This window comes from Sphingomonas sediminicola, assembly GCF_014489515.1.
GTDB lineage: Bacteria > Pseudomonadota > Alphaproteobacteria > Sphingomonadales > Sphingomonadaceae > Sphingomicrobium > Sphingomicrobium sediminicola.
In genome coordinates this window covers 239,044-251,633 of record NZ_CP060782.1, presented here as the reverse complement: position 1 = coordinate 251,633, position 12,590 = coordinate 239,044, and the positions used below count along the sequence as shown (strand labels likewise).

Sequence of the window (12,590 nt, the reverse complement as noted above, 5' to 3'; positions counted from 1 at the left end):
GCGTCTTCATCATTACCGGGGTGGGCGCCACCAACGGTGGCGCAGTGATCGTCGACCACACGGGACAGATCGTCCGCGCTTGTCCGACGAAGCGCGCCGCGCTCGCGTCGATCGGCTGCAACTAAAAAACCCGGCAGCCAGGCTGCCGGGTCTCAAGAAAGCTCGCGCTCTCTTTGTGCAAGAAGAAACCTATCGCGAGCCGACTGAGATCACAAGGCTGAGCCAAGCTGCCCCAATCCAGGGGGAGCGGCCACATGTGTCCGCATAATGCTATCCACCGCGAGATTCGCCACGTCGCAGGCAATCTCTTCGTTCTGTCCGTAATAAGGTGCAGCGCTCGTACGCTCGTCTGCGATGACTGCTTCTACCGGTGGCTGGAAAGTCTGGACCGGTGAGCAATGCAGGGTCCGGCGCAACGCCCGAAGCCTTACTATCCAGCGGCGAAGCCGCCTTGGTAGAAAGAAGGGACAGTGTTGCCAAACGTCCCGTCAAGCTCCGCCGCATGGCGATGAAGCAGTATAAGGGACAAGCTCCCCGCACCGATGAGGAGCGCGAGGAAGCTGGTGATGACGCCGGCAAATGGTTTCCTGTCGTGGCGTGTGGCCAGTGCTGTCACCGCCAGGCGACAACTCTGGTTGCAATGCAGCGCGTATCCGGATCGGTAGTCTGGAAGGGCGTTATGCGTTGCGGGAGCGTTTGGCTCTGCGGAGAATGCGCTCAGAAGATCGAGCGCGTTCGCGGCGACGAAGTCAAACGTTTGATCGAGACTGCAAGGGCTCGTGGCCATCTGGTTGTGATGATCACCCACACCTTTCCGCATACGATCGCTGAGACGTGTCGCGAGTCTATGGATGGGCTCTCCGGTGCCTTGCGCACGATGCGGCAGCGCGGAGGCTACCAACGTTTTCGCAAGTCGCTCGGCTTCCAAGGGCTGGTTCGCTCGACTGAGATTACACACGGTTGGAATGGCTGGCACCCGCATAATCATGAGCTGTGGATTCTCGATCCGGTGTTGGCGGGAGTCGATAGTCAAAACATGGATGGCCCGACCCTCGAGAAGCTGATTGCCGATAAGGTTTTTCCTCAGTGGGAAGCGGCAGCGAAGAAGGTGTTTGGCGAAGATCGTGCACCTGACCGGGAACATGGCATCGATGTGAGCATCGTGTGGTCGGCCAATGATTATCTGGCGAAGTGTCCTGACCGCGCAGCTCAACTCGAGGCTAATGGGAAGAACCGTTGGGAAGCGTCCGCTGAAATGACGAAGTCGACCGCGAAGATGGGTCGGAAGAAGTCACGCACGTTTTGGGATATTCTCGAGATTGCCGATGGTTCGGGGCCTTCCCCGAGGAACAAAAGGCCGCGGGCCTTCCCATACTCTCTGTAGAGCGGGCGCGCGAGCTGGTGCTCGATTATGGTCGCGGGACGTGGCGCAAGCGGCGGATGTATTGGACGCCGGGCCATAAAACTAAGGACGGCTACGTCGAAGGTCTCCGCGAGCGCTTCGATATCGGCGAGGAGCTCACGGATGAGCAGATCGCCGACGGCGAGCTTCCGATGACGATGGCTCAGGCCAAGATCGAAGTTGAGAAGAAGGATCCGATTTCTCACGTAGTCGAATTCGATCTCTTCAGTCTCTCGGTGCTCGGCAGTGGTTACATGGACGATCTGTTTGTTCGCGCTGCGCACGGACGCTCTATCCTCGACGTCGCTCTAGAGGACGGCTGGATCCTGGATAGGCTGGGCGATCACGTTGAGGGATACGCGCGATATGGCGCTCGTCACCGGAAGGTGTTCGAGCGTCTTTCTGAGCCGATTCCGATCATGTTGGAGGCGGCCTGATGACCGCTCCCGCTCGCATCCGTCAGGAGGACATCGCTCGCGCACTCAAGGGCTGCAAGAAAGCCGGCTTCAGCCCTGCTCGCGTGACCATTGAAGCGAACGGCAATGTCGTGTTCGAGTTCAGCGATGGAGCACCGCTTCCCGTCGTCCGTGCAAACCCTCTGGACAGGGTGCTTTGATCGATGACCACTCCTCAAGCCTTCAACACCGCCGCGGACGCGTTGGGGCTCTCAGCGGACGTTCGCGCGCGGTTGGTTGATCTGGAGCGTCAGTCGCATCTCGTGCGGCTGGCACGAGCCCTTATGGGCATCCTTCCGGCCTCTAGAGCAGCCTGTTGGCTTCGAGCTTCGAACAAGGCGTTCGACGGCCGAACCGGCCTCGACATGCTTCTTTCCTCAAATCCTGAAGAAGCTCAGACCGTGTGCCAGCATGCGGAATACTGGGCCTATAACGGTTGGTGATCCTCGATGAAGACCCGCTACAAGAACGTCACCGTCAGCCCCGACAGGCACAAGAAGCTTCGCGCTCGCTTTCGGAAGACTGGCCAGAAGCCCGTTTACATGAAGCACCTGCCGGATCAGCCGGGCTTCGATGCTGAATACCAGGCACTGCTAGGCGGACAGGACCTCGAGCCCCGATGGCCGCCGCGTAGCGTGCACGACCTTTGTGCTCGCTACTACAAGTCGGCGGACTTCGAAGATTCGGGTGGAGCTGACAACAAGCGCCGCCGGCGTGGCCTTATCGAGAGTTTTCGGGAAGAATTCGGCAACGACCTCGTCGAGGATTTCAAATTCCAGCACATCGAGGCCATCCTGCTCGCTCGTTCGAAGAAGCGGGAGAACGGCAAGGGACGAGAGGTCGGTGGTGCCGTCGCGGCCGTGAATCTGCGCAAGCAGCTCGTTCGGCTCTTCAACTATGCGGAGAAGCTGGAGTGGATCGCGTCGAACCCTGTGAAGAAGGCGAAGCGCGTCGGCAAAGCGAAGATCAACGGCTATCACACGTGGACTGAGGAAGAAATCGTTGCATTCAAGAAGCGGCATCCGCTCGGCACGAAGGCACGGCTTTTTCTCGAAATCGTTTTGTGGACCTGGCAGCGACGCGGTGACGCGCGGTTGTTCGGCCCGAGGCATATCGTCCGCGGCAAGATCAACTACCGGGCCAGCAAGAACGATGCTGACCTCTGGCTTCCCATCGCGCCCGATCTGAAGCGCGCGATCGATGCGATGCCCTCCGTTGGGTTAACAACCTTCCTGGTGAATGAGTTCGGCAAGCCGTTCACTGCCGCTGGCGTGGGTAACTGGTTCCGGGATCGCTGTAACGAAGCTGGCTTGACTCACTGCACTGCCCATGGGCTTCGCAAAGTAGGCGCCGTTCGTGCAGCTATGGCGGGGGGAACCAATCAGGAGCTGAAGGCCGTCGGTGGCTGGAAGGGCGACCAAGAGGTTGCGACGTATACCGAAGCCGTTGCTCAGGAAGGTCTGGCGGACGTCACTCTGCTGCGCGTCATAAACCGCTTCAGCGATATCGACCCTGATCTTGCCTAAGCGAACGAACAAGCCGGGCACCTTCGATCCCGTCGAGCACCGTAAGGCCAAGCAGGCAGCTCGCGATCAGGACGAAGCTGACCTGAAAGCAGGCCGCGTGACAGCCGAGGAGCTGGCCAGGCAGAACTCATTGTTCGGCAGCTTCCCGCCCGGGTCGATCACCATCGCGCACGATCCGTACGCCGAGCGCTATCGAAAGAAGCTTGAGGCCAAGCAGAGCCGAGAGTTCGAGCAGGTGCTGAAGAATCCGCCTGAGCCCAACAATGAGCTCAAGAATCTGATGAAGCGGAAGGCGCCCTGGGAGGAGTGAATGTCTTTCATGCCGCCGGCGACAGGCCCAAATTTGTCTAACCGTTAGACAGTCGATTTGTCTAACCTTTCAGAAAATCGCTTAAAAGCGCCATTTTTCAGGAAGGGTGGTGACCCCAACGGGACTCGAACCCGTGTTTTCGCCGTGAAAGGGCGACGTCCTAGACCGCTAGACGATGGGGCCGCTCCAAGAAGCGGAGTGCGCGTTAGGGGAGGCTTTTGCGCGGGTCAAGCGAGTGCCGCGTCCTCTAGATGCATCTCGGCCGCATTGCCGCCATTCCACTCATCGCGCTTGATCGTCCCGGCCAGCCACCACCGCCTGTCGCCGGGTGATGATAGCAAGGCCTGACCCAGTTCGGTGGCCGCAATCCGGAAGGCGATCCACTTGAAGCTCTTGCCGTCATCCCCGCATGCGAGACCGCGGATGTGGCCATCCCCGACGATGCCCGTCTTCAGCAAGCGAGCCGGCCCGGCGGCTACCCGCGGTGCCGGCCAGCCCGAACCATAGGGACCCGCCGCGTCCAGCGCGTCGCAAAGGTTTCCCACGACGCCGCCCGGCGCAAGCAATGCGTCAAGCAGCAGCGCCCGGCCATCGAGCGCACGCTCGACGTCCGGGGCCAATCGCTCGCTGATGAATTCGCGAAAAGCGTCCAGGCCGCCCGGCGCTAGCGTGAGTCCAGCTGCCATTGCGTGTCCCCGCCCGCAACGAGCAGGCCGCTGTCCTTCGCAGCAAGCACGGCCGCGCCAAGGTCGACACCCCCGATCGACCGGCCCGAGCCTTTCCCGGTTCCGTCCTCGGTCTCGGCAATGACGATCGCGGGTCGGCCGAACCGTTCCTTCACGCGCCCGGCGACGATTCCGATCACGCCCGGATGCCATCCGGTTCCCATGACTGTCAGCACCGGAGCGCCGTTTAGCTTGTCGGCCTGTTCGAGCGCCTGCTCGCAGACCTGCATTTCAATGGCCCGGCGCTCTTCGTTCAATCGGTCGAGTTCGTCAGCAATTGCCCGCGCATCCTCAGGATCGGTCGAGGTTAGCAGGCGCACACCCAAATCTGACTTCCCGACGCGACCACCCGCGTTGATGCGCGGTCCGAGAGCAAAGCCAAGATCACGACAGCTGGGCGCCTTCACCAGCCGCGCGGCTGCCGCGAGCGCATTCATCCCGATATTGTGGCGGCCCGCCATGACCTTCAGGCCCTGCGTCACGAAGGCGCGGTTGAGCGTGTGCAGCCGCGCCACGTCAGCCACTGTCCCAAGTGCAACGAGATCGAGCAAGTCGATGAGCTTCGGTTCCTCGCGATCCGCGAAGAAGCAGCGTCCACGCAACTCGCGAACCAACGCAACGCCAAGCAGGAACGCCATTCCGACCGCGGCGACATGCCCGTGTGCCGACCCGGTTTCGCTTTCGTCGAGCCGGTTCGGATTGATCATCGCAAAGGCAACCGGAAGCAGTGCCGCGCACTGGTGATGGTCGACAACAATCACATCGAGGCCTGCGTCCTTGGCTTCCTGCAGCGCCTCGAACGCCTGCGCTCCGCAGTCGACAGTGACGGCCAGAGTTGCGCCGCGGTTCTTCAGTTCGACCAAAGCGGCGCCTGACGGGCCGTATCCCTCCATTAGACGGTCGGGAATATAGACCATCGCGTCGACACCGAGCTGCCTCAGCAGCAGCACGAGCAATGCCGAGCTCGTCGCGCCATCGACGTCGTAATCGCCAAAGATCGCGATCGTCTCGCCCGCCTGCACCGCGTCGGCCAACCGCGCGGCACCCTTGTCCATGTCCTTGAAAGCGGAGGGATCAGGCAGGAAGTCGCGAATGGTCGGCTTGCGATTGCGCTCGAGATCGTCGCGCGCGACCCCGCGGGCGAGCAGAAGCTCGTCCACCAGTGCATCCATTGTCAGTCCAGGCTCGCCCGAACGACGCCATTTCCATGGCTGGCCGCCCACCGAGCGCTCCACCCCAAGTGCGAACGTCATGCGCCCATGTCTAGCAGCAGATCGCGCAACTTGCGCGCCTCCCCACTGGGGATAGCGGGGATGGAATGGCCGGTCATGCCCCCACCCGCCACGCCGAACTGCAGCCAGGCGATTCCGAACGCGCGGGTGATGAAATTCTCCCGGAGGTCGACGCTCTGGATTTTCCGTGCGGGCAGAATCGTGATCCGCCGCCGCCACCAGCCTGTGCGCACCAGTATCCGGTCGCCATCGAGGGAATAGCCTGTTCGCCGCCACGCCAGCCAGCGCAGGCCCAAGGCACCCAGCAGCACGGCGAGAAACGGTCCGCCGAAAAGCGGATTGAACACCAGATTGCCGATGGCCACCAAGATCAACGGCGCCAGCGCGATCGCCAGCACGATTACAAACTCGAGCGACACGCGGGTCCACGCAATGCGCGACGGGAGCGGCTGCCAGCCGAGTTCGCCGACGATGCGATCGACTTCCGCGTCTCTCGCGAGCGGCGCGAGGACGTGCGAGCCCTTGCTACTCTCGTCTTTGGCAAGGCTCTGGACCCGAAACTCGCGCCATCGAAGCCGATCCATCACCGGTCCGGTCGCAATCACGGCGGCCTGCGCGCGGCTGACGGGCAAAGTGACGTCCGTCCGGGTGAAGAGCCCGCGGCGCCGGCGAAGTCCGACACCGGTCCTGTCGAGGCGGAATCCGAAGTCGGTGAGAGCTGTGCGGATAATGCCGGTCACGACCCCAAGCAGGATTAGCAGAGCCAATCCTGCGGCTGCCGTCGCGAAACGATGGGCCATAACGAGCTCGCGGGCCGGACCGCTGACGCTCAAGATGCTTACCCAGAAGGTCCGGCTGAAGGGATCGAAGCCCATCGCTTCGCCGAGCGGAGAGCTGGCGAGACCGAACAATCCGGCGAAAATGGCAAGCGAGAAATTGAATGTTCCGGCCAATAGCAAACGGGGGAACGTCATCTCGTAGACGGGCGGCGGCTCGACCGTTTCCGCGTTAGGCTCCAGAGAGACGGCATGAGTGCGGCGTGCTCGGACCAGTGTTCGCAGCTGCTCGGCGCGCTCGAGGCGAATGGCCTGAAGGACGCCCTCTTCCTGTCCCGCCGAAGCTCCGGTCTCAAACTTCACGCGTGCGAGGCCAAGTACGCGGGCGAGCGGTCCCTGCGTGATGTCGACGTCCTGAATCCGGTCGAACGGGATCGAGCGATGCGTACGGTTCAATATGCCGCTGTCGATCCGGATTTCGTTCGCACCGACCCGGAATTCGAACCGTCTCCAGTAAAGGAAGACTCCGATCGTCATGAAGGCGATCAGGGCGAGCATTCCAAAGAAGGCAGTGCCCCACCGTCCGGAGACGGCCAGATAACCGATGGCCACGTAGCCGCCGGCGACTCCTCGCAGCGATCCGCCAAGGCCAGTCAGCAGGAAGAAGGGATGGAGGTGCTCCGGCGGGCCAACCGCCGTGTCCTCACGCAAAGTCGGTTCGGACATGTTCGCGGATGATGTCGCGGATCTCTGCTGCCCGCTGGGGTGCAAGACCGGGAAGCATGACGATGCTGTTGTGCGTGCCCGCGGTGTGCACGACCAAAGTTGCCAAGCCGAACGCCTTTTCGAGCGGACCACGCGTGACGTCGATGTGCTGGACCCGGACCAAAGGAACGACCGTGTCGACATGGAACAGCCAGCCGCGGACGACCTGGAGCAGGCGATCGGTGAGCTTGTAGAGAAGCCGCCGATAGATCCGCTCCGGCGCGGTCAGGATTGCCACTGCCGCCAGCGCAGGAATGACGAAGGTCGGAAGCCCGGCAGCGGCCGTTTCCTGAAGCATTGCCTGGTCCGCGACAGCTCCGGCGGCCCAAAGGACGAGCCAGACGACGGACATCCGAGCCCGAAGCACGTTTTTGTAAGCAGGCTCGACCGGCAGGAGGTCGGGATCGACAGGGAAGCCGGAGGAGGGAAGCACCGCCTCCGCAATCATTTCGATATCCGAAGCCATTGCCCCTCCACTGCCCCGCGGCCCTTGTTCACCAAGTGGCGCGAGGCCGCAATATGTGGAGCGGGCCGCCCTCCGTCTAGGAACCGCGGCGGGCTTTCATGCTTACTGCCGGTGAAGGAGATGGGAGAGTATGCGGCAGAACTGGCCGGCACAGCTGTGGCTGGTGCGGCACGGGCAAAGCCAGGGCAATGTCGCGCGCGATGCCGCCGATGAGGCGGGGCTGCATGAAATCGACATTCGAGTCCGGGATGTCGACGTTCCCCTGTCCGAGCTCGGCCACCAGCAGGCGAGTTCGACAGGACACTGGTTCGCGGCGCTTCCGGTTGAAGAGCGGCCCGAGGTCATCCTGTCCTCCCCTTACCTGCGGGCTAGACAGACTGCGGAAGCTATCTGCGGCGCGGGAGGGCTAAGCGGACCCTCCAGGCTCGTGATCGACGAGCGCCTGCGCGAGCGCGAATTCGGGATCTTCGACCGGCTCACCCGCGTCGGGATCCAACAGAAATTTCCGGAGGAAGCCGCTCACCGGACAAAGCTCGGGAAATTCTATCACCGCCCGCCTGGAGGCGAGAGCTGGGCTGATGTCATCCTCCGGCTGCGGTCGGCGATGAACACCATCAACCTCCATTATTGCGACAGGCGTGTCCTCATCGTCTGCCACCAGGTCGTGGTGCTGTGCATGCGCTACATCCTCGAGGAGCTGACCGAGCCTGACATCCTGAAGATCGACAAGCAGTCTGAGATCTTGAACTGCGGAATCGTCCGCTACGACTTCGAGCCGGACGCGAGCGGGGTCTGCGTTCCGAAGCTTGAGGTGTGGAACCACGGAGCGCCACTCGAAGCCGAGGGAGCGCCGAAGACTGCCGAGCCCGACATGATGACCGGAACGCGATGACGCGGAAGCGCGGCGAACCGCTCACCCGTTCAGCATTGAATAAATTCCCGCTGCCGCCAGTGGTCGATGGCGACAAGGAGACCAAGGGCCGCATCCTCATCGTCGCAGGTTCGCGGGAGATGGCCGGGCGGCCTTGCTCGTCTCGACGGCTGCTATGCGGGCCGGCGCGGGCAAGCTGCGGATGGTGACGGGCAAGAGCGTCGCGGTTCAAACGTCGATCGCCATGCCGGAAGCGTTGGTGGTCGGACTGGAGGAAGCGCGAGACGGAGGCTTCACCCGCACTGCCATCCACCAAATCCGGGAAGAAGCGGATCACGTCGATGCTGTTGTTGCCGGTCCGGGGATGGCCGTTGCGAAGACCGGCGCGCTTCTTGCCGAGCAACTGCTGAGAAGTCCCGCAAGCGTCGTGCTGGATGCGGCGCTCCTGCACAGCCTCAAACGGGGCGAGCCGGAGCTACGCAGAGGCGGGCATCCGAGCCTGCTGCCGCATGCCGGCGAGCTGTCTTCGCTACTCGATTCCGAGGAGGAAGAGATTGATGACGATCCGATCGGCTGCGGCATTCGAGCGGCCGAGCTCTACCAGGCGAATGTCCTGGTGAAGGGCGTGACCAGCCATGTCGTGACGCCAGATGGCCGGGCCTGGTCCTTCAGCGGCGGCGCGCCCGGTCTCGGAGTGTCGGGAAGCGGCGATACGCTGGCGGGAATCGTCGGCGGCCTGCTCGCCCGAGGCGCGGAGCCGCTCACGGCCTTGCTTTGGTCAGTGCTCCTCCACGGCGAAGCCGGCGAAACGCTGGCTCGAAAGGTCGGCCCGATCGGCTTCCTCGCACACGAAATCCCGGACGAAATCCCGGCACTGCTTGCGCGCTAACGAAGCGCCGCCACGTCCTCGAGAAGCATCGGCTCGCGTTCGATCTGGCGGAAAAGGCGCCATTGCTCGTCGACACTTTTGCCCTGCATCGACTGATCCATCACATACCAACCAAAGTCGGATGCGATGACCATGCTCCCGAAAGCATCGAGCATCTTCAGCATCTGTCCTGCGGCCGTTGGTGTCTGCAGGCGGTAACGGATGAAGAGCTTGTGTGCGGTGGCCTGATCGATGGCGCCGCTCAGATAGTCGCGAGCAACCGTCGCGGTCGCTCCCAACACGTCGGGGCGCGCGGAAATGTAGGCTCGCCACGCATCGACGTTTTGCATCTTCAGGCTCGCCAGCGGGTAGAGAACGTCGCGCTCGAAAGCGATGCGCTCCTCGACTGGGAATGTCAGGCCAACTCCGTATTCCGCTACGGACTCGGCGACGGGGAATTGGGGGCCATCTTCGATCTCTACGTCGAACTCGTGCCAGCCCCGGCTCCGCACCAACGCGTCGTCGATGTTTACGAAGTGACTGTGATGGCCCGGGTAGGTTTCATGGCAGGCTGCCGCGAGAAGCCGGTCAACATCGACTGGACTGTCGAGATTGATCCGTGCCCGGCTCTTACCATCACCTTGATAGACGTCTTCGGCCGGAGCCGGTTGATCATGGAGGAACTGCACCTCCACTGATTCAGGCTGCCTAAGCTTCATGTGCAGCGCCGTTCGCCGACGGCATTCCGCAAGCGCCGCGTTGAAGACCGGCTCGATCTTGTCAGGCGGAACTAGGGCGGCCGTCTTCAGCGCAGCAATACGCTCCGCCAGCGTTCCCGGTCCGGGAATGGCCTTGTCGAGCCGTTCGAGGGCGGGGTCATATGCGCTGAGCGGGCGAAAGTCCGGCTTGAACCCGTAAAACCGCTCCACCTGTTCGCCGATTGGAAGCTTTGCGCCGCTCATCACCTGCAAATGAGCCTGAAGCGAAGCGAGGCGTGCGCGTAAGGAATGGAGCCGCATGGTTTCGAGCCGCTCCTGGGGCTTCGGCAGAGCGTCGAGCCGAGCAATCAACTCACCGCTGCGCGTGACCATTGCCGCCGGCACGGGCTTCGGAAGCTTGCTCTCAACGGCCTGCTCGAGTGCAGGCGAATTGATCGAAATAAGATCCGGATCGACCTTCTTGGCGTCGAGCGCGAGGCTCACATAGTCTTGAGCAATTGCGTCGATGCTATCGGTTTTTGCGGACGCAGGAGCGGCTGCGATCAGGCCGAACGCCGCCGTAAGGGTCAAAAGCAACTTGCGCATGGCAGGCACCCCCTGGAAGGCGCAGGCTCTTCCAGGGCAACCAAGCTGTCAATTGCCGGAAGTTCTATTCGGGCGTCGTGTGGCGCTCCAGCTCGTCGCCGACGAGGCGGACGACGTGGAGCACATTTGTCGAACCGGCCGTTCCAAACGGAATACCGGCCATGATCACGACCCGGTCGCCGCCTTCGGCGAGGTGGTGGCGGAGCGCCATGCGCTTCGCCTTGCCGACCATTTCCTCGAAGCTCGAAACATCTTTGGAATGCACCGAATGGACACCCCAATAGAGACCCATGCGCCGCGAGGTGGTCTGTGACGGGCTCATCGCCAGGATCGGAACCGGCGGCCTCTCGCGGGCGATACGCCGGGCCGTCGAGCCCGACTTGCTGAAGACGACCATGGTCTTCGCATTGACCGTGCCGGCGATCTGCCGCGACGAACCTGACAGCGCGTCCGCGATCGTTGGCTCCATCTGCGTCTCGGTGAAATGGATGCGCGAGGAGTAGACGGGGTCGCGTTCGACGCTGTTGGCGATGCGATCCATCATCGTCACGGCCTCGATCGGATATTTGCCTGCGGCGCTTTCCGCCGAAAGCATGACCGCGTCCGCACCGTCGTAGATTGCGGTGGCGACGTCGCTCACCTCGGCGCGTGTCGGCGTCGGAGACGTGATCATCGATTCGAGCATCTGGGTCGCGACGACCACCGGCTTTCCAAACTGGCGGGCGGAAGCGACGATCCGGTTCTGGAGCGGCGGTACCTGCTCGGGGGAAGCTCCACTCCAAGGTCGCCACGGGCGACCATCACACCGTCCGCAAGAGCGATGATGTCGATCAGCCGATCGATCGCCGCCGGCTTTTCGATCTTGGCCATCAGCGCAGCTTTCTCGCCAATCAGCGAGCGTGCTTCGGCGACATCCTCCGGCCGCTGGACGAACGAAAGCGCAATCCAGTCGGCGCCCTGCTCCAGAGCGAACTGCAGGTCGGAGCGGTCCTTTTCCGTCAAGGCCGGGATCGGCACGACGACGTCGGGGACGTTGACGCCCTTGTTGTTGGAGACGGTGCCGCCGACCATCACCTCGGCGACGATCTTCTGCTCGCCGGCTTCCACCACCTTCAGCCGAACCTTGCCGTCGTCGATAAGCAGACGGTCGCCCGGACCAATCGCCGCGAAGAGTTCCGGGTGGGGCAATTCCATCCGCTTGGAGTTGCCCGGCGTGTCATCCTGGTCGAGCACGACCTTCGCGCCTTTTTCGAGCTGCGCCGACCCGCCCTCGAAGCTTCCGACACGCAACTTCGGTCCCTGAAGGTCGAACACGATCGTCGTCGGCCGCTTGAGTTCCTTTTCCAGCCCACGGATCGCTTCGACCAGCTTGGCTTTCGACTTCTGGTCGCCGTGGCTCATGTTGATTCGAAAAGCGTCAGCTCCGGCCAGCATGAGCTTCTTGATCATCTCAGGCTTGCTCGAGGCCGGTCCCAGCGTCGCCAGGATCTTCACTTTGCGGGAGCGCGGTCGCAGCGGCTCGGTCAACTTGCTTCCTTCCAATGTCGCGAGGGCAATAACGCGTTGCGCCCCGCATTCAACCGGCTTGAGCGGCAGCTTGGGCTCGCTTACAGCCGGGCCGAATCCCTGAACGGAGGCAAGTGACAGATGGCGGAAGGTACCGTCGCGGCCGATCAGCTGCGGCTTTTCATCGAACGAATTGAACGGCTTGAAGAAGAAAAGAAGGGCATCGCGGACGACGTGAAGGACGTCTACGCGGAGGCGAAATCCAACGGCTACGACCCGAAGATCATGCGCATGATCGTCCGTCTGCGCAGGATGGAGGCGCATACGCGCCAGGAGCAGGACGCCGTTCTCGAAACCTATCGCAACGCGCTCGGTCTCGCGTAA

The 12,590-nt window shown here is 62.4% G+C and carries 11 protein-coding genes, 1 tRNA gene and 2 pseudogenes; 8 read left to right on the top strand and 6 right to left on the bottom strand.

Going from position 1 to position 12,590, the window contains the following annotated elements:
- Nucleotides 1–391 precede the first annotated feature (391 nt).
- From H9L14_RS01405 to H9L14_RS01380, 5 genes are all read left to right on the top strand, one after another.
- Nucleotides 392–1,384 carry a rep family protein gene (locus H9L14_RS01405; protein WP_222949882.1) on the top strand — a complete coding sequence of 331 codons (993 nt, stop codon included), beginning with the start codon at nucleotides 392–394 and terminating at the stop codon, nucleotides 1,382–1,384.
- Between the two features lie 17 nt (nucleotides 1,385–1,401).
- Nucleotides 1,402–1,839 carry a hypothetical protein gene (locus H9L14_RS01400; protein WP_187708929.1) on the top strand — a complete coding sequence of 146 codons (438 nt, stop codon included), beginning with the start codon at nucleotides 1,402–1,404 and terminating at the stop codon, nucleotides 1,837–1,839.
- Nucleotides 1,839–2,018, top strand: a complete 180-nt coding sequence (locus H9L14_RS01395; RefSeq protein WP_187708928.1) for a hypothetical protein — start codon at nucleotides 1,839–1,841, stop codon at nucleotides 2,016–2,018. Before H9L14_RS01400 ends, H9L14_RS01395 begins: the two co-directional genes overlap by 1 nt.
- 288 nt (nucleotides 2,019–2,306) lie before the next feature.
- Nucleotides 2,307–3,383, top strand: coding sequence for a tyrosine-type recombinase/integrase (locus H9L14_RS01385; protein WP_187708926.1), 1,077 nt, complete (start codon nucleotides 2,307–2,309; stop codon nucleotides 3,381–3,383).
- On the top strand, nucleotides 3,376–3,693 hold the full coding sequence (locus tag H9L14_RS01380; RefSeq protein ID WP_187708925.1) for a type II toxin -antitoxin system TacA 1-like antitoxin: 318 nt from the start codon (nucleotides 3,376–3,378) through the stop codon (nucleotides 3,691–3,693). Before H9L14_RS01385 ends, H9L14_RS01380 begins: the two co-directional genes overlap by 8 nt.
- A gap of 107 nt (nucleotides 3,694–3,800) precedes the next feature.
- On the opposite strand, the gene H9L14_RS01375 is transcribed toward H9L14_RS01380, so the two are convergent.
- From H9L14_RS01375 to H9L14_RS01360, 4 genes and pseudogenes are all read right to left on the bottom strand, one after another.
- Nucleotides 3,801–3,876 (bottom strand) — tRNA-Glu (locus H9L14_RS01375).
- Nucleotides 3,877–3,920: 44 nt separating this feature from the next.
- Nucleotides 3,921–5,671: pseudogene (gene recJ / locus H9L14_RS01370) on the bottom strand (single-stranded-DNA-specific exonuclease RecJ).
- Nucleotides 5,668–7,152: a PH domain-containing protein gene (locus H9L14_RS01365; protein WP_187708924.1), complete on the bottom strand. Its 1,485-nt coding sequence runs from the start codon at nucleotides 7,150–7,152 to the stop codon at nucleotides 5,668–5,670. Before H9L14_RS01365 ends, recJ begins: the two are co-directional and overlap by 4 nt.
- Nucleotides 7,130–7,657, bottom strand: coding sequence for a PH domain-containing protein (locus H9L14_RS01360; RefSeq protein WP_246444323.1), 528 nt, complete (start codon nucleotides 7,655–7,657; stop codon nucleotides 7,130–7,132). Before H9L14_RS01360 ends, H9L14_RS01365 begins: the two co-directional genes overlap by 23 nt.
- A gap of 130 nt (nucleotides 7,658–7,787) precedes the next feature.
- Here H9L14_RS01360 and H9L14_RS01355 point away from each other — a divergent pair, with 130 nt between their 5' ends.
- Nucleotides 7,788–8,549: a histidine phosphatase family protein gene (locus H9L14_RS01355; RefSeq protein WP_187708923.1), complete on the top strand. Its 762-nt coding sequence runs from the start codon at nucleotides 7,788–7,790 to the stop codon at nucleotides 8,547–8,549.
- A 133-nt stretch (nucleotides 8,550–8,682) separates the two neighbouring features.
- Nucleotides 8,683–9,417 (top strand): ADP-dependent NAD(P)H-hydrate dehydratase, encoded by a 735-nt coding sequence (locus H9L14_RS01350; RefSeq protein WP_187708922.1) that lies wholly within the window; start codon nucleotides 8,683–8,685, stop codon nucleotides 9,415–9,417.
- Here H9L14_RS01350 and H9L14_RS01345 read toward each other — a convergent pair.
- A complete protein-coding gene (locus H9L14_RS01345) occupies nucleotides 9,414–10,700 on the bottom strand; it encodes a hypothetical protein (RefSeq protein ID WP_187708921.1) in 1,287 nt (428 codons plus the stop codon). The two genes, H9L14_RS01350 and H9L14_RS01345, sit on opposite strands and share 4 nt — an antisense overlap.
- Before the next feature lie 64 nt (nucleotides 10,701–10,764).
- A pseudogene (pyk, locus tag H9L14_RS01340) lies at nucleotides 10,765–12,227 on the bottom strand (pyruvate kinase).
- 120 nt (nucleotides 12,228–12,347) lie between these two features.
- On the opposite strand from pyk, the gene H9L14_RS01335 reads away from it, so the two are divergent.
- Nucleotides 12,348–12,590: a DUF2312 domain-containing protein gene (locus H9L14_RS01335; protein WP_187708920.1), complete on the top strand. Its 243-nt coding sequence runs from the start codon at nucleotides 12,348–12,350 to the stop codon at nucleotides 12,588–12,590.

Coding starts and splice junctions, on each gene's coding strand:
- H9L14_RS01395 (WP_187708928.1), top strand. CDS start 1,839: ATGACCGCTCCCGCTCGCATCCGTCAGGAGGACATCGCTCGCGCACTC.
- H9L14_RS01385 (WP_187708926.1), top strand. CDS start 2,307: ATGAAGACCCGCTACAAGAACGTCACCGTCAGCCCCGACAGGCACAAG.
- H9L14_RS01365 (WP_187708924.1), bottom strand. CDS start 7,152: ATGTCCGAACCGACTTTGCGTGAGGACACGGCGGTTGGCCCGCCGGAG.
- H9L14_RS01360 (WP_246444323.1), bottom strand. CDS start 7,657: ATGGCTTCGGATATCGAAATGATTGCGGAGGCGGTGCTTCCCTCCTCC.
- H9L14_RS01355 (WP_187708923.1), top strand. CDS start 7,788: ATGCGGCAGAACTGGCCGGCACAGCTGTGGCTGGTGCGGCACGGGCAA.
- H9L14_RS01345 (WP_187708921.1), bottom strand. CDS start 10,700: ATGCGCAAGTTGCTTTTGACCCTTACGGCGGCGTTCGGCCTGATCGCA.
- H9L14_RS01335 (WP_187708920.1), top strand. CDS start 12,348: ATGGCGGAAGGTACCGTCGCGGCCGATCAGCTGCGGCTTTTCATCGAA.